The organism is Vogesella urethralis, from assembly GCF_007644045.2.
Taxonomy (GTDB): domain Bacteria; phylum Pseudomonadota; class Gammaproteobacteria; order Burkholderiales; family Chromobacteriaceae; genus Vogesella; species Vogesella urethralis.
Genome location: NZ_VMDW02000099.1, coordinates 72,275 through 95,074, shown reverse-complemented (window position 1 = coordinate 95,074; position 22,800 = coordinate 72,275). Strand labels below are relative to the sequence as shown.

Below are 22,800 nucleotides of genomic sequence, written 5' to 3'. Positions count from 1 at the left end.
AAACAACTGCACTATGCTGCAGAAGAATCCCGTCTTGCATAATCATGTCGCTACTTTCATCTGAACATTTGTCCCCGTTAATCGGCGAACTGTACGCCAGCATTGCCAGTACCGCGGCGCTGCCACCGGCCTTGCGCCGACTGGAACGGCTGCTGGATGTCGACCTCATCCATCTGATGGTCAACAGCCACGACCAGCGCCAGACGCTGTTCCAGGTGTATACCAACGATGCCTTCCTGCCGGCGGCACACAGCTACCGCGAGCATTACTCCACACTGGACCCGCGCAAAGTGCTGCTGAAAGGCAAGCCGGTAGGTGAGAGCTACTGCTGCGCCGACTACTTCGACGACACCTTTGTCTCGCGCAGTGCCTTCTTCCAGGAATGGCTGCTGCCAAACGGCGGCCGTTACGTGGGTGGCGGCTGCGTGCTGCGCAACCGGCAACAAAATGCCCATCTGGCGTTCCACCACTTTCTGGGCCGCAAACCGTTCGATCACGACAAGATGGCGATCATCCGCCTGTTGCTGCCGCACTTCGTGCAGCTGCTGCAGTTGCGCGAACAAACACAGACACTGCGCGAACAGGCCGCCATCGGTCTGGGCGCACTGGATCACCTGCAATACGGCGTGGCCGGCCTGGGCGACGGCGGCGAACTGCACTACGCCAACCGCCGCGCCGAACAGCTGCTGGCGCAACTGGGCAGCAATGTCCACCCCGGCGGGCTGGCATCGCACGGGCAGCTATACCGGCTGCTGCTGCAAAGCCGCTTGCTGGGGCACGCCGTCAGCTACCGCCAGCCACTGCCCCAGGGCGCCATCCACTGCCTGCTGCTGCCGGTCAGCCGTAGTGTGCTATGGCTACCCGCCCATGAATGGGAAAGCAGCCGCACCCGCTACCTGCTGATTCTCAACGACAGCCGCCAGCACCGGGTGGCGCCGGCCAGCCAGCTGCGCGAGCTGTTCGACCTCAGCCCGGCCGAAGCGCGGCTGGCGCATGCGCTGGCCGGCGGCAGCTCGCTGGATGACTACGCGGCGGCCAACTGCGTGTCGGTCAACACCGTGCGCAGCCAGCTGCGCCAGGTGCTGGACAAGACCGGCGAGCGCCGCCAGCAAGACCTGGTGCGCTCCCTGTTGATGATCCCGGCGCTGTAACCCCCCCGCGCGGCCTACCACGGATCACGGTACCGCAGTGCACGCCAACCAATTGACATAATTTATGGTTTTCTGTGTGATAATTGCAACTGAATATGTATAAACAATATGCGGTTTTGTATAGAAACTGTTTATGAAATGACCGAATTCACCTAATCTGGCAGCCATCTTCGTTCTGTCGCTGCCATGAAAAAACTCGACCCAGCCCAGTTAGCACCGCTGATTGCCGAGCTTTATGCCAGCATCGTCACGCCTGCAGCCTTGCCCGCTGTACTGCAGCGGCTGGAGCAGGCGCTGCAAGTGGACCTCATCCACCTGGTGGTGAACAGCCACGACCAGCGCCATATGTTCTTCCAGATTTACAGCAACGATGCCTTCCTGCCCGCCGCGCAAAGCTATCGTGATCACTATTCGATACTGGACCCGCGCAAAACCGTGCTGCAGCAACACAGCGTGGGCGAGAGCTTCCGCTGCTCCGAGTTCTTTGATTCCGGCTACGTCTCGCGTAGCGAGTTCTTCCAGGACTGGCTCATCCCCAACGGCGGCCGATACGTCAGTGGCGGTTGCGTGCAACGCGATGCCGGCAAGAACGGTCACCTGGCGTTCCACCACTTTCACGGGCGTGAACCGTTCGATCACGACAAGATGGCCGTCGTACGCCAACTGTTGCCGCATTTCGTACAGATGCTGCAGCTGCGTGACCACACCTTGTCGTTGCGCGAACAGGCCGCCATCGGCCTGCAAGCGCTGGACCACCTGCAATACGGCGTGACCGGTCTGGGCGAAGACGGCAGCCTGCATTACGCCAACCGGCGTGCCGAGACCCTGCTTGCCCTGCTACCGGCCGACGTGCAACCTGGCGGCCTGGGACGCCACGGTCGCTTGTACGCCCTGCTGCAACAGTGCCAATCGCATGGCCGGGCCGCCAGCTTTCGCCAGCCCTTGCCGCAAGGCAGCCTGCACTGCCTGCTGCTGCCGGTCAGCCGCCATGTCGGCTGGCTACCGGACGACACCCTGCTCACGCAGCGCACCCGCTACCTGTTGATCCTTAACGACAGCCGCCAGCACCGGGTGGCGCCGGCCAGCCAGCTACGCGAGCTGTTCGACCTCAGCCCGGCCGAAGCGCGGCTGGCGCATGCATTGGCCGGCGGCAGCTCGCTGGATGACTACGCGGCGGCCAACTGTGTGTCGGTCAACACCGTGCGCAGCCAGCTGCGCCAGGTACTGGACAAGACCGGCGAGCGCCGCCAGCAAGACCTGGTGCGCTCCTTGCTGATGATTCCGGCGCTGTAGACCGCACGTCTACCGCAGCGGCAGCCGGTTGCCGTGGTCTTTCAGCGTTTTCATCACCAGGTAGGAGCACATGTCGCGCATGCCGGGCAGCTTGTTCAGCCGGTGCACCATGAAGTCGGAAAACGCCGCCAGGTTGGCCGCACGGATGTGCAGGATGTAGTTGCAGCTGCCGGTCACCACGTGAGCGGCGCTCACTTCGTCGAAGGCCATCACCGCGGCCTCGAAGGTTTCGTGCCAGCCTGGCTGGCTGTGGTCCAGCGTCACGTGCACGATGGCGTTCACCTCGAAACCCAGCCGCGCGGCGTCCAGCCGGGCGTGGTAGCCGGCAATCAGCCCGGCGTCTTCCAGCGCGCGCACGCGGCGCAAGCACGCCGACGGCGACAGCGCCACCCGCTCGGCCAGATCCTGGTTGCTGAGACGGCCGTTGTCCTGCAGCGCCGCCAGAATGCGCCAGTCGAGGTTATCCAGTTGCATGGTGAATTTCCTGCGAAAAAATGTGCCACTTACACACTATCCTGCGAAAACCGGCGCCACAAGCCGCCATTTTTGCCAGTTTCTGCACCTTGGCGGCCGCTAGCATGAAAGCGTTACCCACCCACGCCGGCGGTGCCGGCAAGCGAGATACCCGATGATGACCCGCTCACACTGCCAGGCCGCAGACAGCCTGGACCCGCTGGCCGGTTTCCGCCAGCTCTTTGCCCTGCCGCCCGGTGTGATTTACCTGGATGGCAATTCGCTGGGCGCCCGGCCGCACGCCGCGCTGGCCCGCAGCCAGCAAGTGGTAGCCGACGAGTGGGGCAATGGCCTGATCCGCAGCTGGAACGACGCCGGCTGGTTCGATTTGCCGAGTCGGCTGGGCGACAAGCTGGGGCAGCTGATCGGCGCCGCCCCCGGCGAAACCGTGATCACCGACACCACCTCGCTCAACCTGTTCAAGGCGCTGGCCGCCGCGTTGCGCATCCAGCAGCAAGACCGCCCCGCCCGGCGCGTGATCGTGTCCGAACGCGACAACTTTCCCACCGACCTGTACATGATCGAAGGCCTGATCGACCTGCTGCAGCAGGGCTACCAGCTGCGGCTGGTGGACGAACAGCTGTCGCTGGACGACGCACTGGACGGCGACGTGGCGGTGCTGCTGCTGTCGCACGTCAACTACCGCACCGGCGCCATGTACGACATGGCCGCCGTCAACGCGCAGGCGCGCGCCAACGGCACGCTGACGCTGTGGGACCTGGCGCACGCGGCCGGCGCGGTGCCGGTGGCGCTGAACCACAGCGGCGCCGACTTTGCCGTCGGCTGCACCTACAAATACCTGAACGGCGGCCCCGGCGCGCCGGCCTTCATCTGGGTAGCGCCCGCCCACCAGGACCGTTTCTGGCAGCCGCTGTCGGGCTGGTGGAGCCACCAGCAGCCGTTTGCCATGCAGCCGGCGTACCAGGCGGCCAGCGGTATCCGCCGCTTTTTGTGCGGCACGCAAGCGATCAGTGCGCTGGCGATGGTGGAGTGCGGGCTGGACATCGCGCTGCAGGCCGACATGCAGGCGGTGCGCAACAAATCGCTGGCGCTGGGCGACCTGTTCATCACGCTGGTGGCGCAGCAATGCAGCCGCCACCCGCTGACGCTGATCACCCCGCGCGAGCACACCGCGCGCGGCAGCCACGTCAGCTTCTGCCACCCGCACGGTTACGCGGTGATGCAGGCGCTGATCGCGCGCGGCGTCATCGGCGACTACCGCGAGCCGGCGGTGCTGCGCTTCGGTCTGACACCGCTCTACCTCAGCCATACCGACATCTGGGACGCGGTGGCCATCCTGCAGGACATCCTGGACAGCGAAAGCTGGCGCCAGCCGCAGTACCAGCAGCGCGCCGCGGTAACCTGAGCGGCGGCCTGCGGCGTGGGCGCAATAATCTACAAGCGCGCGGCGGCCATTTGCGCTATCAGTAAGGCATGAACGCCGCCTCCACCATCCGCTACTGGCAAACCCCGCTGTTACCCGGCGTGGAGCTGTGCCGTGCGCGCCACCTGGACTTCAGCTACGGCCGCCACGTGCACCTGGACTACCACATCGGCCTGGTGCAGTACGGCGGCCAGCGCTTCATCCACAAGGGCAGCAGCCACGCGCTGGTGGCCGGCACGCTGTCCACGGTGAATCCGGACGAAGTGCACGACGGTCTGAGCCTGCTGCCGGAAGGTTACGAAGTGCGCGTGTTCTCGCTGCCGCCGGCACAGTTGGCCGCACTGTTGCCGCAGGCCGACGGCCGTTTCTTTGCCACCCCCTTGCTGGCGCGGCCCGACCTGTACGCCGGCTTTGCCCGCCTGCACGCCTGGCTGGAACAGCCGCACAGCGACCCGCTGCAAGTGGAAGAAGAAACGCTGCGGCTGCTGGCCACGCTGTTCGCCTTGCCGGGGCACAGCCACGCGCTGGGCGACCCGCAGCTGCGCCTGCTACGCGACTACCTGATGGCCACGCTGGACGCGCGCCACACGCTGGAAGACCTGGGGCAGGTGGTGGGGCTGACGCGTTTTGCCTTCCTGCGCCAGTTCAAGCAGCGCACCGGCATCACGCCGTACGCCTGGCTGAAACGCTTGCGATTGGAGCAGGGCAAGAAGCTGCTGGCGGACGGGCAGGGCATCAGCGACGTGGCACTGGCGGTGGGCTTTTTCGACCAGAGCCATTTCCACCACGGTTTTCGTCAGGCCTACGGGCTGACACCGGCGCAGTTCCGCCAGCAGATGCTGCGCTGAACGGGTCGCCCGTGGCATAGCAAAGCAACACCCCCTGCCAGCGTGCCGTCAGGGGGTGGTTTTATGGCAGCGCCGCGATCAGTGCGGCGGGTGGCCTGGGCCGCCGGGCCAGGCCGGCACCAGCACCCAGGCCGGTTCGCGTTCGGTATGCCAGGCCGGTGGCTGGCCGCTGCGCCAGGCGGCACTGGACGCGGTTTCGGCGCTGTGGCCCTTGGCCACCATGCACTGCTGGTACGCCAGGTTGTAGCGGTACTGGCGCTGCGCCTGCGTGGCCTGCGCCGACTGCTGGCCGCCCAATACCCCCGCCAGCAAGCCGATGCCGGCACCCTGGGCGGCGGCGTGGCTGTTACCGCCCAGCAGGGCGCCAGCTGCTGCCCCGGTGGCGACACCGGCGAGCACGCTGTTGGCCGCCACTTCGTCTGCACTATTCCCCGTATCCAGGCTGGCCGCGTGACGTCGGCAGCGCTGGTCGTCCAGCAAAAACTGTTCGAAGGTGGTTTTCTTGCCCGGCATCACGCTCACCGTCGGCCCGGTGACGGCGGGCGGCGGCAGCGGCGTGGCGCAGGCGGCAAGCAGCAGGCAAAGCAGGGGAGAGACGGCCTTCATGACGTGTTCCGGCAACAGCTGACGATAGCCAGTGTGGCAGCCGCATTTATCCACACCATGTCCGGCTGGTAACCCTGTTGCCACAAAACCGTACATGCGCCGCCTGCAATCGTTTACAAGCCACGCCGCCTGCCGGCACGCCACACTGGCCGCCTTGTCTATCGATACGGAGCCTTGCCATGCCGACCGAACTGTTTCTTACCCTGGGCCTGCTGCACGTGGTGATGCTGGCCAGCCCCGGCCCCGATTTTGCGCTGGTACTGCGCAGCAGCCACCACCGGCCGCTGGCGCTGGGTGCGGCGCTGGGCATTGCGCTGGCCATCCTGCTGCACAGCCTGCTCAGCCTGACCGGTATCAGCGTGTTGCTGGCCGCCGCACCGGGCCTGTTTGCGCTGCTGAAGCTGCTGGGCGCGCTGTACCTGGGCTGGCTGGCGCTGGGCGCGCTGCGCGCCGCCCGCCTGCCGGCCAACGCGACCAAGCTGGTAAGCGGCAGTGCGCACGGCAGCGTGGGGCAGGGCATCCGCCAGGGGCTGGCCACCAATCTGCTGAACCCCAAGGCGCTGCTGTACTTTGTCGGCCTGCTGGCCGCCATGGTATCGCCGCAGGTGGGCCTGGCAGCCCGCACGCTGCTGGCTGGCGAGCTGTTCGTGCTGTCGCTGCTGTGGTTCGGCGCGCTGGCGTGGTGCCTGTCGTCGCCGCGGGTGCAGGCACGCTTGGCCGGCAGCCAGCGGCTGGTGAACCTGGCCAGCGGCGTGCTGTTTGGCCTGGTAAGCCTGACCATTCTGCTGGAGCTGGCCGGCGTGCTGCCCTAGCACTTGCCACCCGGACATGCCGGGAAAATAATGGCCGCATGCTCATGCCCTCAGGAGGCAGCCATGTATAGCGATGATGACCTCAACGCCGCCGTCGATGCCGGCATTTTCGATGCCGACACCGCGCAAGCGTTTCGCACGCTGGTGGCGCAGCGCCAGCACACGCTGCTGGCCGACGAGGAACACTTCCGGCTGTTGTCCGGCTTCAACGATATCTTTGTGGTGATCGCCTGCGTCCTGCTGCTGGGCTCGGTGGCGTGGCTGGCCGGGAGCGTGGCGCCACTGCTGGGCGCGGTCGGCGTGGCCGCCAGCGCCTGGGGGCTGGCCGAGTTTTTCGTGCGGCAACGGCGCATGGCGCTGCCGGCCATCGCGCTGCTGGCCGCCTTTGTCGGTGCCTGCGCCGTCGCCACGCTGATCGCATTGGGCGAACAATCGCGCCAGGACGAGCTGGTACTGCTGGCCGCCAGCAGTGCCGCCGGCGTGGCGGCCTGGCTGCACTGGCGCCGCTTCCGGGTGCCGCTGACGGTGGCCGCCGGCGCCGCCGCCGCGCTGGGCATGGTCATCGCCTTGTTGCTGGCGCTGTGGCCGGCGCTGGACGCCTACACTAACGCCTTGCTGCTGGCCGGTGGCAGCGTCTGCTTCGTGCTGGCCATGCACTGGGACCGCCAGGACCCGGCGCGCCAGCAGCGGCAGTCGGACGTGGCGTTCTGGCTGCACCTGTTGGCCGCACCGCTGCTGGTGCACCCGTTCTTCGACATGCTGGGCATCCTGCAAGGCAGTGCCAGCTTGCCGGCACTGGTCGTCGTGCTGGCGCTGTACGCGCTGTTTGCCGTGCTGTCGCTGGCCATCGACCGCCGCGCGCTGATGGTGTCGGCGCTGGCCTACGTGCTGTACGCCTTCAGCCAGCTGCTGCAGACCGCCGGGCTGGAAGGCGCCGGCTTTGCCGTAGCCGGCTTGCTGATCGGCGGCGGCCTGCTCACCTTGTCCGCCTTCTGGCAACGCTGCCGCAGCGCCTTGCTGCCGCGCTTGCCCGCCCGCTGGCTGGCCGGCCTGCCAGCGTTGAAGCCGGTGCCGTGATGCGCAAGCTATGGCGACGCCTGTGGCGCGACCCGGCCACGCGCTGGCCGCTGCAAATGCTGATCGTGCTGCTGCTGTTGATGCTGGCGGTGTGGCTGTTCGACCTCGACGCGCCGCTGGGTTACCGGCTGCCGCTGCCCACCGCCGGCAGCGTGGCGGCCTGAACCTGACCGGCAGGACACTCGCCGCGACAAAGCCGGCGCGCAGGCGTAAGGTAGCGTCTTGCCCATGACAGGAGCTTGCCATGACCGGTCCCGCCCGCGCTGGCGCCTTGATTTACGCCCGCCACCTCACCAGGTTGGCCGCCTTCTACCAGCAGCTACTCGGCATGCAGCTGCTGCACGGCGACGCCGAACACCAGGTGCTGGCCAACGCCGATTTCCAGCTGATCGTGCACGCCATACCGCCGCACCTTGCGGCCAACGTGCACATCGATACCCCGCCACAGCCGCGTAGCGAACAAGCGATCAAGCTGTTCTTTACCGTGCCCAGCCTGGCCGACGCCGCCCAGCTGATCGCCGCCCAGGGCGGTGCGCTGTACCGCGAACGCTACCAGGGGCCGGGCTTTACCGTGTGCAACGGCCACGACCCGGAAGGCAACATCTTCCACCTGCGCGAAAACCACGCCGCACAAGCCAGCCAGGAGCCCACATGCAACTAAACGACATTCCGTTTGGCACCACCGACTGGGCCGCCATCCCGCGCACCGAACACCCCGGCGACAGCGGCACCGCTTGGTGGCGTACCTGCCAGTTCGGCGCCATCCGCGTGCGCATGGTGGAATACAGCCCCGGCTATCTGGCCGACCACTGGTGCCACAAGGGCCACATCCTGCTGTGCCTCAGCGGCGAGCTGCATACCGAGCTGGCCGACGGCCGCCGCTTTGTGCTGACGCCGGGCAGCAGCTACCAGGTGGCCGACCACGCCGAGCCGCACCGCTCGTCCACCCCGGTGGGCGCCACGCTGTTTATTGTCGATTAGGAGCAGCACATGGACGCCCGCACCCCACGCAATACCGACGGCGCCTGTGAGCCGTTTGCCGCCGACAGCGTACCCTGGGAAAGTTATCAACAGGGCAGCCGCTTCGGCGTGCGTTATCAACAGCTGGGCAGCTTTGGCGGCGCGCAGCACGTGGGTGTCTGCCGCGAAGAACTGGCACCAGGCAAACAAGCCTGCCCGCTGCACTACCACATGCAGGAAGAAGAACACCTGCTGATCCTGGACGGCGAACTCACCCTGCTGCTGGGCGAACAACGCTACCGCATGCAAAGCGGCGACTACGTGTGCTTTCCGGCCGGCCAGCAGGTAGGCCACGCGCTGTACAACCACAGCGATGCCCCGTGCCGCTACCTGATCATCGGCGAGCGCAACCCGCACGAGGTGGTGGTGTACCCGGAAAGCGGCCGCGTTGGCGTGCGCAGCCTGGGGCAGGGCTTCGACAGCAAGGCCACCATGGCCTACTGGGAAGGCCAGGCCGGCAGCGACGACACCGCCAGCTGAACCACGCCGCCCGCTGCGGCCAAGCTTTCACGGAGCACCGATGCGTCACACCCACGACCTGATCACCCGCCACTGGGCGCTGGCCAATGCCCGCGACTGGCAGGCGTTTGCCGCCACGCTGCACCCCGGCATCGAATACCGCGTGCCGCAAACCCGCGAGCTGATTCGCGGCATCGACGCCTTGGTGGCCTTTTACGCCACCTACCCGGGCGACTGGACGGTCACCATCACCCGGCTGATCGCCGACGGCGACAGCGCCGTCACCACCACCGCGTTCCACGTGGAACCGCACACGCAGACCGGCATCGCTTTTTTCACGCTGAAAGACGGCCTGATCTGGCGCATCGACGACTGGTGGCCGGAAGACTACAGCCCGCCGCCACGGCTGGTAGCGGTGGAACGCTACTAAAGCGCCGCATGAAAAAACCGCCCGGAAAGGGCGGTTTTGTGTTGCATACGCAGCGCGCACTCAAGCCACGTTGCGCACCCGCACGATGATGTCCACCCGCTCCAGCGCAGTACCAGGCGGCAGCTCCGGCAGGGGGCCGGCCAGTTGCAGCTGCTGGTGCACGTCGGTCAGCTCGCCGGTATCGGCGTTGTAGCAGTGCGGGTGCGGTGCGGTGTTGGAGTCGTACACGCGCTTGCCGTTTTCCACCACCAGCTCCTGTACCAGGCCTTTCTGGCTGAACAGCTTCAGCGTGTTGTACACCGTGGCGCGCGAGATGTCCGGCGTCAGGCTGCCAACGCGCAACAGCAGCTCGTCGGCGCTCAGGTGGCAATGCTGCGCAAACAGCTCGCAGGCAATCAGCAAGCGCTGGCTGGTCAGCGGAATACCGGCGTCGGCCAGCTTGCGGGCAATGTCGTGATGCAGGGTCATGGTGTATCAGGCCGGGCTTGCACCCGGCCTGCCGCGTCAAAGGGTTAGTTGAACGGTTTCGGCGCCGGGGTCTTGTCGCTGGACGGCGGCAGGATAGGCAGCTTGAAGTCGGGTTGTTTGCCGGTCAGCGTATGCAGGAAGGCCACCACGTCGTCCAGCTCCTGCTTGCTGAACTCGCGGCCCAGCTGCAGCTTGCCCATGGTATCGACTGCCTGGTGCAGCGTAGCCGCCTCGCCGTCGTGGAAGTACGGATAGGTCAGCGCCACGTTGCGCAGCGTCGGCACCTTGAAGTTCATGCGATCAGCGTCCTTGCCGGTTACTGCCACGCGGCCTTCGGCGGTATTGGCCGTGAGGTAAGGTTTTACCAGGCCCATCTTCTGGAACGAGTTGCCGCCCACGGCCGGGCCATTGTGGCAGGCCACGCAACCGGCAGTCTTGAAGGTCTGATAGCCGCGCAGTTCCTGAACACTGAGTGCTTTTTTATTGCCCTTCAGCCACTGGTCAAAACGCGAATCGGGCGTGACCAGCGTCGCTTCGAAGGCGGCAATCGACTGCGTCACGCGGTCGATATTGACCTTGCCATCGCCAAATACCTGCTTGAACTCGGTAACGTATTGCGGAATCGAAGCCAGCACATCCACCGCCAGTTCGTGGGTAAACGCCATCTCGCCGGGGTTGGCAATGGGGCCACCCGCCTGCTCTTTCAGGTCTTTGGCACGGCCATCCCAGAACTGCGCCAGGTTGAGGCTGGCGTTCAGTACTGTTGGCGAGTTGATCGGGCCTTTTTGCCAGTTATGGCCGATGGAGGTTTTCAAGTTGTCGGTACCGCCCATCGACAGGTTATGGCAGGAATTACAGGAAATGAACCCGGAGCGCGACAGGCGCACGTCGAAGTACAGTTTCTTGCCCAGTTCCACCATGGCCGGGTTGCTTACTTTGGCCGGCCTGATCGGCTGGATCGGTTCGTTGGCAGGCGACGCAGCCTGAACCAGGGCGACACCCCCACCCAGGGCAAAACAGGCACCAATGGCCAGTACGAGCTTTTTCATGTTGACACTCCTTCAATGCAGGACGGAAAAAGGCGGAAGGGTGGGGCTTCCTGTTTAGACAATGTCTAAAAACTGAAGCCAGTCTAAAGCGGCAGTAAATCGCTGGTTTGATCGGGGTCAATGAACGAAGTGGTGGTAACTCAAATGGCAAAATTGCTCACCAGCACACTGTGGCGCTACCTGTGGGCCGCGCCTGCCAGCGCCGTCGGCCTGCTGCTGGCATTGCCCTTATGGCTGGCCGGTGGCCGTGCACAACGCTGCGCCGGGGTGCTGGAGGTCGCGGCACCGCCGTGGCGCCACCTGGCCCGGCTGCCGTTTTGTGCCATCACGCTGGGCCACGTGGTGCTGGGCGTCAGCCCCGCTGTGCTGGCGCAGTGGCGGCAGCACGAACATGTCCACGTACGGCAGTACGAGCGCTGGGGCGGGATGATGCTGCTGGCCTACCCGGCGGCCAGCCTGTGGCTGTGGCTGCGTGGCAAGCGCCCCTATCTGGACAACCCGTTCGAACGCGAGGCGCGCGGCGAGCGCGGCGGCGGCAGGTGAAAACGCGGCCAACTGCGCCTAAAATGCCGCCTTTACTTAGCGGGAGGCTGCCATGAGCGACAGCGTAACCATCGAAGACATCCTCGTGGGCGAGGGCAAGGCTGCCGAGCGCGGCGCGCTGATCACCGCGCACTACACCGGCTGGCTGGAAGACGGCACCGAGTTCGACAGCTCGCACCGCAAGGGCCAGCCGTTCGAGTGCATTCTCAGCAACAAGCGCGTGATCCAGGGCTGGATCCTCGGCCTGGCCGGCATGCGCGTGGGCGGCAAACGCAAGCTGTGGGTACCGGCAGCACTGGCGTACGGCGAACGCCAGGTGGGCGACAGGATCCCGCCTAACAGCAACCTGCTGTTCGAGATCGAGCTACTGAGCGTGCTGACGCGCGACGACTGACCTTGCCATAAAAAACGGGGCGGGCTTGAAACCCGGGCCACTGCAGCCATCTGTCTGGCATTCGCCACCGAAAGGCCGCCATGTCCGCTTACCAGCTCGCCCAACTCAATATCGCCACCTTGCTGGCGCCGCTCGACTCGCCGCAACTGCACGATTTTACGGCCAACCTCGAGCGCATTAACGCGCTGGGCGAGGCGTCGCCCGGCTTTGTATGGCGGCTGCAAGACGAGGCTGGCGACGCCACCGCCTTCCGCCCGTTTGGCGACGACGTCATCGTCAACATGTCGGTATGGCAAGACATCGACACCCTGGCCGACTTTGCCTACCGCAGCGAACACGTGGACTTCTTCCGCCGCCGCCGCGAGTGGTTTGCCCGCATGGACACCCCCGGCCAGGTGCTGTGGTGGGTGCCGTACGGCCATCGCCCCACGCTGGTAGAAGCCGCCGACCGCCTGGCGCAGCTGGCACAACACGGCCCCGGCCCGGCCGCGTTTACCTTTGCCCGCCGTTTCGACGCGCCCGCTGGCTAAGGTTGGCCGCAGGCAGCTGCGCATGCCATGATGCCGTATCGATAGTGCAGGAAGACGCTCATGCAGATACGCCCGTTTACCGAGGCCGACACCGACGCGGTGATTGCCCTGTGGCAGGCCTGCGGCCTGACGCGGCCGTGGAACGACCCGCTGCGCGACATCCAGCGCAAGCTCACCGTGCAGCGCGAGCTGTTTCTGGTAGGCGAGGCGGATGGCCGGCTGGTGGCCAGCGCCATGGCCGGCTACGACGGCCACCGGGGCTGGGTGAACTACCTGGCGGTGGTGCCGGACGCGCAGGGCCTGGGCTACGGCCGGGCGCTGATGGCGCATATCGAAGCGGCCTTGCTGGCGCGCGGCTGCCCCAAGCTCAACCTGCAGGTACGCAGCAGCAATACCGCCGTGCTGGCCTTCTACCGCCAGCTGGGCTACGCGCAGGACGAAGCGGTCAGCCTGGGCAAGCGGCTGATCGCCGACGGCCCCCAGCCCTAGACCACGCGCACAAAAAAGCCGGCATCCCGTGCCGGCTTTTTTGCTTGCCCCCGCCTACACCCGGTAGGCGCGTACTTCCTGCTGCATGCTGGCAGCCAGCCGATCCAGCGCTGCCGCCTGGCCCGCGGTCTGGCCCGCGGCGCTGCTATTGGCCTCGGCGCCTTGTGCCACCTGTTCCACTTGCTGGGCAATGCTGCTGGTGGCCATGCTTTGCTCGCGAATGGCGTCGGCAATTTCCTGCACCACCTGCGCGCTGTCGTGTGCACCTTGCAGCAGGCGCTGGATGCTTTGCTGCGCCTCGCCTACGCCGTGCTGGCCACGCGCCACCTGCGCCACCGCCTGGTCCATGCGCGCCACCACGTTGTCGGTGACCTGGCGGATGGACTGGATGATATGGCCGATTTCCTGCGTGGACGCCGCCGTGCGTTCCGCCAGCTTGCGTACCTCGTCGGCCACCACGGCAAAGCCGCGGCCGCTTTCGCCGGCACGCGCCGCCTCGATGGCCGCATTCAGCGCCAGCAGGTTGGTCTGCTCGGCCACCTCGCGGATCACATTGACCACCGATTCGATATTCTTGCTGCGCTCGGCCAGCTGGCCGATCTCGCCGGCCGTGTCGCGCACGGTACTGGCAATGCCGCCGATATCGCTGACCACTTGCTGGATGGCCTCGCCACCGCGGGTGGCATGGCTGGCGCCTTCGGCAGACAGTGCGTGCGCCTCGCGGGCACGGTCGGCCACGTGGCCCAGGCTAACCGTCATTTCCTCTACCGCCGCCGCCATGCTGGACGAGGCGCTACTTTGCTGGCTGGCACTGCTGGCCACGCTGCCGGCTGCCTGCTGCAGCTGGCCGGCGGTATCGGCTACCTGGCCAATGCCGGCCTGCATGCCGTGCAGGCTTTGCTGCAAGCGGTCCAGCAACGCGTCGAAAGCGGCCGCCGCGCTGCCGATTTCATCGCGGCTGGCCAGGCTGACACGACGGGTAAAGTCCAAGTCGCGGCTGATGCCGGTCATCGCCTGCTGCATGCGGCGCAGGCCTTGCGCGATATTGCGGCACAGCAGCGTGCCGCCCAGCGTCAGCGCCGCCACCACGACCGCCAGCACCAGCGCCAGCTGGATCAGCGCAGCGTGGGCCGCATCGCGGTTGGCTTGCTGCAGCTGCTGGGCCAGCTTGCGGTTGTACACCACGTGCTCGTCCAGCGCCGCCACCAGCGCATTGCCCCTGCCTTGCAGCGCACGTGCCACCGCCGCCTGCTGCTGGCCAGCGCGTGACAGCGCCAGCGTCTCGGTCAGGCCGGTACGGTACTCCCGCAAACGCTGGCGGGTTAGGTCCAGCAGCCGCTTGTCTTCGGCGTCCACCACCATCGGTTCGTACGCGTTCAGCAACTGCGCTACCTCGTCCAGCCGCTGATCGATGACGCGCTCGGACGCCAGTTTGGCCGCCGCATCCGGGTTAGCCAGGTGCTTCCACACCTCGTTACGCGCCGCCCAGGTGCGGTTGCCGACTTTACCCAGCAGCTCGACGCTGGGCAGGATGTTGCCGGTAAAGGCATCGAAACGCTGGTCGGCCTGGTTCAGCTTGAACACCCCGGCCAGCCCGACCAGCAAGACGACCAGGCAGCTACAGGCAAACGCCAGGATGAGTTTTGTTACGATCTTCATAGGTATGCCCTTGAGTGGAAACGACAGGTCTGCCTGTTTGCGCTGCCCGATGCCCCTCAAACCGTTAATTCTTTATGCATTTTTATCTTGGCGCAAAAAAGCGAATGGAATATAACATGTCATGCGATGTTCATTTATCGAACTAATGGCAATCAGTTTGGCTTGCCGGTATCGGCGCCGGTCCGTAGAATGCGCACCTTTCGCCATCACGGCGGAAAGTTTTGTGGATTCAATACGTTAAGGGTGAGTTGTGGCGGATATCGAGCGCCTGGATACCTGGGTGAAATACAAGAACGGGCTGTGCAGCGACTGCATGGCGTCCTGTTGCAGCATGCCGGTGGAAGTGAAGCTGCCCGACCTGGTGCGCATGGGCATCGTGGACGAGTTCGAACTGCAAGAGCCGGTGAAGAACATCGCCAAACGTCTGGAAAAACAGCGCATCATCCAGCACTTCAACTTCAAGTACGAGGTATTCACCCTCAGCCGCCGCGCCAACGGCGACTGCATGTACCTGGACCAGAAAACGCGGCTGTGCACCATCTACGAGCAACGGCCCAACACCTGTCGCAACCACCCCAAGGTAGGCCCGCGCCCCGGCTACTGCGCCTACACCAAGAACCCCAACCACGGCCGCAGGAGCAACGGATGAGCGACACCCCCGCCCGCAAAGACCCGCTGCAAGGCGTTACCCTGGAAGCGCTGCTGAACGAACTGGTGGCGCACTACGGTTGGCCGCAACTGGGTCGCCTGGTGAAAATTCGCTGCTTCAACAGCGACCCCAGCATCAAGTCCAGCCTCACCTTCCTGCGCCGCACCCCGTGGGCACGCGCCGAAGTGGAAGCGCTGTACATCCAGCTGAAAACCCCGAAACCGGCGCACCCGCCGCGTTCGCACACCGGCCACGGCAACGCCCCGCGCGTGCTGTTTGGCCGCAAGCCGGCAGACGACCAGCACTGAGCAGGGTGTGCGGCATGCCCGTGCTTTTTAACGTGGCATGCCAACGCTTGCGCCAGCCACGGCAGATGTTGCCAACAACACGCATGACAGCTACACAGCCGATATATTACTATTGATAACCATTATCAATAGTTAAGCGTGTTGTGATGACTGCCGCCTTGCTCCCGCCTGCCACCCCGTCACTACACTGGTTCGGCATTGACCTGCGCTGGGCTTATGCCGAGCTGCTGTCGGCGCTGCGCCGCCAATGCGGCTGCCCGCAACGCGCCAAAGACGTGCTGCACGACGCCTTGCTGCGCTACGCGCTGTTACAGCACCGCAGCCAGGTGACCGAGCCGCAGGCCTACCTGCGCCGCGTGGCGCAAAGCGTGCTCAGCGACCAGCTGCGGCGCGATCAGCACTACGTGTTCGAAGCCGAACCCGACGAACAACGGCTCCCCGCCGCGCCCGATACCGCCGACCTGGCCGCGCTGCGCCAGCGCCTGGCGCTGCTGCAGCAAGTGATCGACACCCTGCCACCACGCTGCCGCGAGGTGTTCTGGCGCGTGCGGGTGGAAGGCGACAGCCAGCCGCACGTCGCCGCCGCGCTGGGCATCAGCCTCAATATGGTAGAGCGCCACCTGATCCGCGCCATGCTGGACCTGCGCGCGCTGCAAGAGCAGGGCGCATGAGCCGGCTGCGCGAAGAAGCGGCGCGCTGGTTCCTGCGCCTGCAAGACCGCCCCGACGACGACAGCCTGCGTACCCGCTTCGAAGCCTGGCTGCTGGCCGACCCGCGCCACGGCCACGAATACCGCCAGTTCGACAGCCTGTGGCACGGGCTAGATCGGCCCGACACCCTGCAGCAGCTGGCGCGCGCCGCCGAAACCCGCCGCCAGCAACGCCGCCAGTTGCTGAAGGGCAGCGCCGCCAGTCTGCTGCTGGGCGTGGCCGGCTGGCGCCTGTGGGCCTGGCGGGAGGCGCAGCCGCAGTGGCAAACCCTGCTCGCCAGCCAGCAGGCGCCGCTACGGCAAACCCTGCCCGACGGCAGCGTGCTCACCGTGGGCGCCGCCAGCCGTGCCAGCGTGCGCTACCTGGCCACCATGCGCCACGTGCAACTGGACGCCGGCCAAGCGCTGTTCGACGTGCAGCGCGACAGCGCGCGGCCGTTTGTGGTCAGCACCCCGCTAGGCCAGGTCACCGTGCTGGGCACCCGCTTCGCCGTGCAGCTGGACGGCCAGCAGCTGCACGTGGCGGTGGCCAGCGGCCGGGTGCAGGTTGGCCGCCACGCCGGCGACAACCTGGCCGTGCTGCAAGCCGGCGACTACCTGACGCTGGGGCCGGCCGGGGCCGAGCGCACACCGGCGCCGGCGGTAGACCCCTTCCTGTGGGCGCAGGGCACGCTGGCCTTCCACAACGCCAGCCTGCAGCAAGTGGCCGCCACGCTAACGCCGTACCGCCGCAAACCGCTGCGGGTGGAAGGCAACGCCTCGCTGCGCCTTACCGCCGTGGTGCAGCTGCGCGACCTGTCCGCCTTCCTGCAGCGCCTGCCGCAAGTACTGCCCGTGGTGGTAACCGACACCGACAGCGCCACCATGCTGCGCCCGCGCCGTTAAAAAAATTGCCGGCTACACATCAGGGAAAAGCGCGGGCCAAGCGTCAGACACAGGACAAGCACCTGTAGCCGCCGCCATCAGATGCCCCCACCCTGAATGGAGCACACGCATGACACCTCGCCACACCCTGCTGGCGGCCGCGCTGGCCGCCGCCTTCGCCAGCGCACACGCCGCCGACCTGCAACTGGACCAAGCCCGTCAACCGCTGGCCAGCAGCCTGCAGCAACTGGCCCGCCAGGCCGGCATCACCCTGATCGTGGACAGCAGCCTGCTGGCCGGCAAGCAAGCCCCGGCCGTAAAAGGCCAGATGAGCTGGCAGGCCGCCCTGCAACAGCTGCTGGCCGGCAGCGGGCTGCAACTGCGCGTGGACGGCAATACCGTCACCGTGCTGCCCGCCGCGCGCGCCGCGCAAACCGCCACCACGCTGCCCACGGTGCAGGTCACCGCCGACACGGCGGCCAACCCTGGCCTGCCGGCCAGCTACCAGAACCGCGCCGCCCGCAGCGGCAGCAAGACCCGCACCCCGCTGGTAGAAGTGCCGCAGGCGGTCAGCGTGGTGAACGCACTGCAGCTGCAAGACCAGCGCGCCGCCACCGTGGCCGAGGCGGTGAGCTACACCCCCGGCGTGGCGGTCTACCCCACCGCCCTCACCGACGACGACGTGATCCTGCGCGGCTTTGGCGTGTCCAAGGACGGCCTGTACCGCGACGGCCTGCGCCTGTACCACAACGCCTTCATCAGCCGCAGCGAGCCTTACGGCCTGGAGCGGGTGGAGGTGGTGCGCGGCCCGGCGTCGGTGCTGTACGGCCGCGCCACCCCCGGCGGCATGGTGAACATGGTGAGCAAGCAGCCGCGCGCCGGCATGCAGAACGAAGTGGTGGTAGAAAGCGGCAGCCACGGCCACCGTCAGCTGGCCGCTGACATCGGCGGCCAGCTGGACGACGCCGGCACGCTGCGCTACCGCGTCACCGCGCTGGGCCGCGACAGCGATACCCAGTGGCAATACCTGCCCGACAACCGCCGCTACCTGGCGGCGGCACTGAGCTGGCAACCCAGCGACGCCACCAGCCTGCTGCTGCAAGCGCAGTACCAGCACGACGAAAACGGCTGGGCCGTGCCCAACCAGCTGGTCAGCCCCGGCGCCCTCGGCCAGCCGGACGCCAGCACCAACCTGCAAGGCCCGGACACGCTGCACGACAAGAAAGGCAGCATGCTGGGCTACCAGTTCAGCCACGCCTTCAGCCCAGCGCTGACGCTGCGCCAGAACGTGCGCTACCTGGACGGCGACAACACCCGGCGCGAGGTCCGCCCGCTAGCGCTGGCCGCCGACGGCCGCACCCTCAGCCGCCGCGCCTGGTACCGCCTGAACCAGGAAACCTCGCTGGCCGCCGACACCCAGCTGGAAAGCCGGCTGCAGCACGGCGACGTGCAGCACACGCTGCTGGCCGGCGTGGACTGGCGCCGCAGCACCTTCCGCCAGCCCACCTATCGCGGTGCGGCCAACGCGGTGAACATCTTCAACCCGGTGTTTACCGTGCCCGCCTGGCAGAACCTGCCGCTGCTGTGGGACGACAAGGACACCTCGCGCCAGCTGGGTCTCTACCTGCAAGACCAGATCAAGCTGGGCGAGCGCTGGGCGTTCACCGCCGGCCTGCGCCACGACAAGGTGCGCGACACCAACGAGCAGCTGGCCGCCAAGCTCACCACCACCGACCGCAGCAGCGCCACCACCGGCCGCCTGGGCGTGGTGTACCTGGCTGCCAACGGCCTGGCGCCGTACCTCAGCTACAGCACCTCGTTCCAGGCCATCAGCGGCAACGACGCCTACGGCCAGCGCATGAAACCGGAGCAGGGCGAGCAGTGGGAAGCCGGCGTGCGCTACCAGCCGGAAGACAGCGACACCACGCTGGCAGCGAGCGTGTACGAACTGGTACGCGACAACGTCACCACCACCGCGCCGGCCCCGTTCAGCGGCAACGTGCAGACCGGCCAGGTGCGCGCCCGTGGCGTGGAGCTGGAAGCCAGCCTGCGCCTGGCGCGGCAGTGGGACGTGCTGGCCGCGCTGAGCCATACCGATACCGCCATTACCCGCAGCAACAAGGCCAATGAAGTGGGCCGCCGCGTGGAAATGGTGCCCGACTGGCAAGCAGCACTGTGGGCCAAATACCGCTTTGCCGGCGCGCTGCAAGGCCTCAGCACCGCCGTTGGCGTGCGCCACGCCGCCGCGTCGCAAGGTGGCGGCGCCAGCCATAACGACGCCTACACGCTGACCGACGCCATGCTGGCGTGGGAAAACCGCAGCTGGCGTGCCGCGCTGAACGTCAGCAACGTGTTTGATCAGCAGTACCTGACGCTGTGCGACGGCACCTTCTGCGCGCCGGGCTTTGGCCGCGCCATGAAGGCGTCGCTGGCCTACCGCTGGTAAGCGCTGCGGCCAACCTTCGCTGCCCCGGCAAGGTTGGCCGCACAACTTGCCGCCAGCACAAAGCAGATTGCGCGTTTCGCAAACGCTCCCCCCTGGCGGCAGTGAAATACTGCCGCTTTGTTGCAAATCATTCTCAGGAACGAGCCATGATCGCCTCCTTACCCCGCACCGCCCGCCTCGGGCTTTCCCTGCTGGCCGTACTGGCCAGCCAGCACGCCGCCGCCGTGGTGGTCAAAGACATCGCCGGCCGCAGCGTCAACGTGCCGGACAAAGTCGAGCGGGTGCTGCTGGGCGAAGGGCGGCTGTTCTACGCGCTGTCGCTGCTGGAAGGCAAAAAACCGCTGGCACGCATTGCCGGCTGGCAAGGCGACTTCCGTATGCTGGACCCGCAAGGCTACGCCGAGTACCGCCAGCACTTTCCCGAGATCGACAAAATCCCGCTGATCGGCAAAACCAGCGAAGCCAGCATCAGCCCGGAAAAAGTGCTGACCCTGCGCCCGGACCTGGCCATTTTCAGCACCTCCGGCCACGGGCCCAGCCTGGACAACCCCATCGTGCAGCAGCTCACCCAGGCCGGGGTGGCAGTGATTTTTGTCGATTTCCGCGACAAACCGCTGGAGCACACCGTGCCCAGCCTGCGCCTGATGGGCAAGGCGCTGGGGCGCAGCCAGCAGGCGGAAAGCTTCATCCGCTTCTATGAAGACAAGCGCAACACCATCCAGCGCCGCCTGGCGGCGGTACCGGCCGCGCAGCGCCCGCTGGTGTTTGCCGACGTGCGCGCCGGCACCATCGAAGAACTGACCACCGCCGGCAAGGGCAGCTTTGGCGAGCTGATTACCCTGGCTGGCGGCCGCAACCTGGGCAGCGCGCTGCTGGACGCGCCGCTGGGCCAGGTGAACCCCGAACACGTGCTGGTGCAGAAGCCCACGCATTACTTTGCCTCCGGCGCCGCCGGCCCCGGCGACAAGACCGGCGTGAAGTTCGGCGCCGCCGTCAGCCGTGCCGACGCGCTGGCGTCGCTAGCCGCCATGGGCCAGCGCGAACAGCTCAAGGGCCTGCCCGCCGCGCGTAACGGCAACACCTTTGCCGGCTGGCACATGTTCTACATCATGCCGCAGCACATCATCCTGGCCGAGGCGATGGCCAAGTGGCTGCACCCGGCGCAGTTCAAGGACGTGGACCCGGCGCGCAGCTGGCAGGACATGCACCAGCGCTTTGCCGCCTTCACCCCGGCCGGCACCTACTGGGTGGGCAGCCGATGAGGGCAGGGCAGGCAAGCCTGGCCGGGCACGCACCGGCCTACCAGGCGCTGCAGTGGCAGCGCCTGCTGTGGCTGGCGCTCTGGGCCGGCGTCATCGTGCTGTCGCTGCTGGCCGACTTTACGCTGGGGCCGGCCGCGCTGAGCCTGGGCGAGCTGTGGCAGGCGCTGTGGCAGCAAGGCGACGTGACCAATCACATCATCGTGTGGGACATCCGCCTGCCGTACGCGCTGATGGCGGTGCTGGTGGGCATGGCGCTGGGCCTGGCCGGCGCCGAAACGCAGACCGTGCTGCACAACCCGCTGGCCAGCCCGTTCACGTTGGGGCTGGACCAGGCGGCGGCGCTGGGCGCGTCGCTGGCCATCGTGCTGCAGGCCAGCCTGCCCGGCGTCAGCGGGCCGTGGATGGTGTCGGCCAACGCCTTCGTGTTTGCCATGGGCAGCGCGCTGCTGCTGGACGCGGTGGCGCGCCGTGCGCGGCTGTCCGGCAACGGCGTGGTGCTGTTGGGCATTGCCATGCTGTTCAGCTTCAATGCGCTGGTATCGCTGCTGCAGTTCGTGGCCAGCCCGGAGGCGCTGCAAAGCATGGTGTTCTGGACCATGGGCAGCCTGTCGCGCGCCAACTGGCCGGTACTGGGCCTGGTGGCCGCCGCGCTGCTGCTGGTGCTGCCGCTGTCGCTGCGTAGCGCCTGGCGCCTGACCGCGCTGCGGCTGGGCGAAGACCGGGCGCAGAGTTTCGGCATCGACGTGCGCCGCCTGCGCCTGGCCAGCCTGCTGCGCGTCAGCCTGCTCACCGGCCTGGCGGTGGCCTTTGCCGGCACCATCGGCTTTATCGGCCTGATCGCCCCACACATCGCCCGCCGCCTGTTCGGCGAAGATCACCGCTTTTACCTGCCGGCTTCGATGCTGATCGGCGGCGCGGTGCTGTCGTGGGCGTCGCTGGCGTCGAAAAACCTGCTGCCCGGCATCATCATCCCGGTAGGCGTGGTCACCGCGCTGGTGGGCATTCCCTTTTTCGTATCGGTGGTGTTCCGCCACGGAGAACGCGCATGAACGACGGCCTGTTACTGCAAGGCGTGGCCGCCAGCTACGGCCGCCGCCAGATCCTGAGCGACATCAGCTGCCCGCCGCTGCCGCGCGGCGAAGTGGCCGCGGTGCTCGGCCCCAATGGCTGTGGCAAGTCCACGCTGCTGAAAACACTGGCCGGCCTCTTGCCGCTGCACGGCAGCGTAACGCTGGATGGCAAGGCGCTGGGGGCGCTGCCGCTGGAAGCGCGCGCCCGCCACGTGGTGTACCTGCCGCAAAGCCTGCCGCCGGCGCTGCACCTGCGGGTGGTGGAATCGGTGATGGTGGCGGCCAACGCCACCGGCCTGGGGCTGGCCAGCCGCCACGCCGCCGCCGACATCGACACCCTGCTGGCGCGGCTGGGCATTGCCGAGCTGGGCATGCGCTACCTGGACGAGCTATCCGGCGGCCAGAAGCAGCTGGTGGGCCTGGCGCAGGCGCTGATCCGCCAGCCCGACGTGCTGCTGCTGGACGAACCTTTGTCGGCACTGGACCTCAACCACCAGTGCCACGTGATGCAGCTGGTGGCCGAGGAAACCCGCCGCCGCCGCATGGTGACGCTGGTGGTGCTGCACGACCTCAACATCGCGCTGCACCACTGCCACCGTGCGCTATTACTGAAACACGGCGCCGTGCTGGCCTGCGGCCAACCTGCCGACGTGATTACTCCGGCCACGCTGGCCAGCGTCTACGGCGTGCAAAGCCGCGTCGAAGCCTGCTCGCGCGGCCGCCTCAATGTACTGATCGACGGCGTCCTCGCCTGAACCACCCTGCCA

Annotated in this window: 28 protein-coding genes; 23 read left to right on the top strand and 5 right to left on the bottom strand. The window is 66.8% G+C overall.

The annotated features are described in order from the left end of the window. The first annotated feature begins 68 nt into the window (after window positions 1-68). Both FLQ03_RS13100 and FLQ03_RS13095 read left to right on the top strand, forming a co-directional pair. Window positions 69-1,151 (top strand): helix-turn-helix transcriptional regulator, encoded by a 1,083-nt coding sequence (locus FLQ03_RS13100; RefSeq protein ID WP_144370621.1) that lies wholly within the window; start codon window positions 69-71, stop codon window positions 1,149-1,151. Window positions 1,152-1,337: 186 nt separating this feature from the next. Continuing rightward, the gene (locus FLQ03_RS13095) at window positions 1,338-2,444 is read left to right on the top strand and encodes a helix-turn-helix transcriptional regulator (protein ID WP_144370620.1); all 1,107 of its coding nucleotides are present in this window, start codon (window positions 1,338-1,340) and stop codon (window positions 2,442-2,444) included. Between the two features lie 9 nt (window positions 2,445-2,453). Here FLQ03_RS13095 and FLQ03_RS13090 read toward each other — a convergent pair whose 3' ends face one another. Then, on the bottom strand, window positions 2,454-2,918 hold the full coding sequence (locus FLQ03_RS13090) for an Lrp/AsnC family transcriptional regulator (RefSeq protein WP_144370619.1): 465 nt from the start codon (window positions 2,916-2,918) through the stop codon (window positions 2,454-2,456). A 154-nt stretch (window positions 2,919-3,072) separates the two neighbouring features. Between FLQ03_RS13090 and kynU the strand changes: the two genes are divergently transcribed. After that, entirely contained in the window at window positions 3,073-4,323 is a 1,251-nt protein-coding gene (kynU, locus tag FLQ03_RS13085) for a kynureninase (protein WP_144370618.1), read from the top strand. Window positions 4,324-4,391: 68 nt separating this feature from the next. Next, window positions 4,392-5,189 (top strand): helix-turn-helix transcriptional regulator, encoded by a 798-nt coding sequence (locus tag FLQ03_RS13080; RefSeq protein ID WP_144370617.1) that lies wholly within the window; start codon window positions 4,392-4,394, stop codon window positions 5,187-5,189. A gap of 78 nt (window positions 5,190-5,267) precedes the next feature. On the opposite strand, the gene FLQ03_RS13075 is transcribed toward FLQ03_RS13080, so the two are convergent. Then, window positions 5,268-5,795, bottom strand: coding sequence for a glycine zipper family protein (locus FLQ03_RS13075; RefSeq protein ID WP_206210976.1), 528 nt, complete (start codon window positions 5,793-5,795; stop codon window positions 5,268-5,270). A gap of 179 nt (window positions 5,796-5,974) precedes the next feature. On the opposite strand from FLQ03_RS13075, the gene FLQ03_RS13070 reads away from it, so the two are divergent. The 7 genes from FLQ03_RS13070 (at window position 5,975) to FLQ03_RS13045 (ending at window position 9,593) form a co-directional block, all read left to right on the top strand. After that, window positions 5,975-6,607, top strand: a complete 633-nt coding sequence (locus tag FLQ03_RS13070; protein ID WP_144370616.1) for a LysE family transporter — start codon at window positions 5,975-5,977, stop codon at window positions 6,605-6,607. Between the two features lie 63 nt (window positions 6,608-6,670). Continuing rightward, window positions 6,671-7,684: a hypothetical protein gene (locus FLQ03_RS13065; RefSeq protein WP_144370615.1), complete on the top strand. Its 1,014-nt coding sequence runs from the start codon at window positions 6,671-6,673 to the stop codon at window positions 7,682-7,684. Next, entirely contained in the window at window positions 7,684-7,848 is a 165-nt protein-coding gene (locus FLQ03_RS19140) for a hypothetical protein (protein WP_170252414.1), read from the top strand. The genes FLQ03_RS13065 and FLQ03_RS19140 overlap by 1 nt, the downstream gene beginning before the upstream one ends. Before the next feature lie 80 nt (window positions 7,849-7,928). Continuing rightward, window positions 7,929-8,345, top strand: a complete 417-nt coding sequence (locus FLQ03_RS13060) for a VOC family protein (RefSeq protein ID WP_144370614.1) — start codon at window positions 7,929-7,931, stop codon at window positions 8,343-8,345. Next, complete coding sequence (locus FLQ03_RS13055; protein ID WP_144370613.1) at window positions 8,336-8,665, top strand: DHCW motif cupin fold protein; 330 nt, start codon at window positions 8,336-8,338, stop codon at window positions 8,663-8,665. The genes FLQ03_RS13060 and FLQ03_RS13055 overlap by 10 nt, the downstream gene beginning before the upstream one ends. Window positions 8,666-8,674: 9 nt before the next feature. After that, window positions 8,675-9,184, top strand: a complete 510-nt coding sequence (locus FLQ03_RS13050; RefSeq protein ID WP_144370612.1) for a cupin domain-containing protein — start codon at window positions 8,675-8,677, stop codon at window positions 9,182-9,184. A gap of 40 nt (window positions 9,185-9,224) precedes the next feature. Further along, a complete protein-coding gene (locus tag FLQ03_RS13045; RefSeq protein WP_144370611.1) occupies window positions 9,225-9,593 on the top strand; it encodes a nuclear transport factor 2 family protein in 369 nt (122 codons plus the stop codon). Between the two features lie 60 nt (window positions 9,594-9,653). Here FLQ03_RS13045 and FLQ03_RS13040 read toward each other — a convergent pair whose 3' ends face one another. Beyond that, window positions 9,654-10,061, bottom strand: a complete 408-nt coding sequence (locus FLQ03_RS13040; RefSeq protein WP_144370610.1) for a Fur family transcriptional regulator — start codon at window positions 10,059-10,061, stop codon at window positions 9,654-9,656. Window positions 10,062-10,105: 44 nt separating this feature from the next. After that, on the bottom strand, window positions 10,106-11,110 hold the full coding sequence (locus tag FLQ03_RS13035) for a cytochrome-c peroxidase (RefSeq protein WP_144370609.1): 1,005 nt from the start codon (window positions 11,108-11,110) through the stop codon (window positions 10,106-10,108). A gap of 144 nt (window positions 11,111-11,254) precedes the next feature. Between FLQ03_RS13035 and FLQ03_RS13030 the strand changes: the two genes are divergently transcribed. The 4 genes from FLQ03_RS13030 (at window position 11,255) to FLQ03_RS13015 (ending at window position 13,066) form a co-directional block, all read left to right on the top strand. Then, the gene (locus FLQ03_RS13030) at window positions 11,255-11,653 is read left to right on the top strand and encodes a hypothetical protein (RefSeq protein WP_206210975.1); all 399 of its coding nucleotides are present in this window, start codon (window positions 11,255-11,257) and stop codon (window positions 11,651-11,653) included. A gap of 52 nt (window positions 11,654-11,705) precedes the next feature. Continuing rightward, a complete protein-coding gene (locus FLQ03_RS13025; RefSeq protein WP_144370608.1) occupies window positions 11,706-12,047 on the top strand; it encodes an FKBP-type peptidyl-prolyl cis-trans isomerase in 342 nt (113 codons plus the stop codon). A gap of 80 nt (window positions 12,048-12,127) precedes the next feature. Further along, window positions 12,128-12,577, top strand: coding sequence for a DUF3291 domain-containing protein (locus FLQ03_RS13020; RefSeq protein ID WP_144370607.1), 450 nt, complete (start codon window positions 12,128-12,130; stop codon window positions 12,575-12,577). Window positions 12,578-12,637: 60 nt separating this feature from the next. Next, complete coding sequence (locus FLQ03_RS13015; RefSeq protein ID WP_144370606.1) at window positions 12,638-13,066, top strand: GNAT family acetyltransferase; 429 nt, start codon at window positions 12,638-12,640, stop codon at window positions 13,064-13,066. 54 nt (window positions 13,067-13,120) lie between these two features. On the opposite strand, the gene FLQ03_RS13010 is transcribed toward FLQ03_RS13015, so the two are convergent. After that, the gene (locus tag FLQ03_RS13010; RefSeq protein ID WP_144370605.1) at window positions 13,121-14,725 is read right to left on the bottom strand and encodes a methyl-accepting chemotaxis protein; all 1,605 of its coding nucleotides are present in this window, start codon (window positions 14,723-14,725) and stop codon (window positions 13,121-13,123) included. A gap of 250 nt (window positions 14,726-14,975) precedes the next feature. On the opposite strand from FLQ03_RS13010, the gene FLQ03_RS13005 reads away from it, so the two are divergent. The 8 genes from FLQ03_RS13005 to FLQ03_RS12970 all read left to right on the top strand — a co-directional run bounded on the left by FLQ03_RS13005 (window position 14,976) and on the right by FLQ03_RS12970 (window position 22,788). Further along, window positions 14,976-15,374: a YkgJ family cysteine cluster protein gene (locus FLQ03_RS13005; protein ID WP_144370604.1), complete on the top strand. Its 399-nt coding sequence runs from the start codon at window positions 14,976-14,978 to the stop codon at window positions 15,372-15,374. After that, entirely contained in the window at window positions 15,371-15,682 is a 312-nt protein-coding gene (locus FLQ03_RS13000) for a VF530 family protein (RefSeq protein ID WP_144370603.1), read from the top strand. The genes FLQ03_RS13005 and FLQ03_RS13000 overlap by 4 nt, the downstream gene beginning before the upstream one ends. A 146-nt stretch (window positions 15,683-15,828) precedes the next feature. Continuing rightward, window positions 15,829-16,353 carry an RNA polymerase sigma factor gene (locus tag FLQ03_RS12995; protein ID WP_144370602.1) on the top strand — a complete coding sequence of 175 codons (525 nt, stop codon included), beginning with the start codon at window positions 15,829-15,831 and terminating at the stop codon, window positions 16,351-16,353. Beyond that, the gene (locus tag FLQ03_RS12990; RefSeq protein WP_144370601.1) at window positions 16,350-17,276 is read left to right on the top strand and encodes a FecR family protein; all 927 of its coding nucleotides are present in this window, start codon (window positions 16,350-16,352) and stop codon (window positions 17,274-17,276) included. The genes FLQ03_RS12995 and FLQ03_RS12990 overlap by 4 nt, the downstream gene beginning before the upstream one ends. Before the next feature lie 109 nt (window positions 17,277-17,385). Continuing rightward, window positions 17,386-19,701 (top strand): TonB-dependent siderophore receptor, encoded by a 2,316-nt coding sequence (locus FLQ03_RS12985; RefSeq protein ID WP_144370600.1) that lies wholly within the window; start codon window positions 17,386-17,388, stop codon window positions 19,699-19,701. Between the two features lie 146 nt (window positions 19,702-19,847). Next, complete coding sequence (locus FLQ03_RS12980; RefSeq protein ID WP_144370599.1) at window positions 19,848-20,963, top strand: ABC transporter substrate-binding protein; 1,116 nt, start codon at window positions 19,848-19,850, stop codon at window positions 20,961-20,963. Further along, entirely contained in the window at window positions 20,960-22,012 is a 1,053-nt protein-coding gene (locus tag FLQ03_RS12975; RefSeq protein ID WP_144370598.1) for a FecCD family ABC transporter permease, read from the top strand. Before FLQ03_RS12980 ends, FLQ03_RS12975 begins: the two co-directional genes overlap by 4 nt. Then, entirely contained in the window at window positions 22,009-22,788 is a 780-nt protein-coding gene (locus FLQ03_RS12970; RefSeq protein ID WP_144370597.1) for an ABC transporter ATP-binding protein, read from the top strand. The genes FLQ03_RS12975 and FLQ03_RS12970 overlap by 4 nt, the downstream gene beginning before the upstream one ends. The last annotated feature ends 12 nt before the right edge of the window (window positions 22,789-22,800 follow it).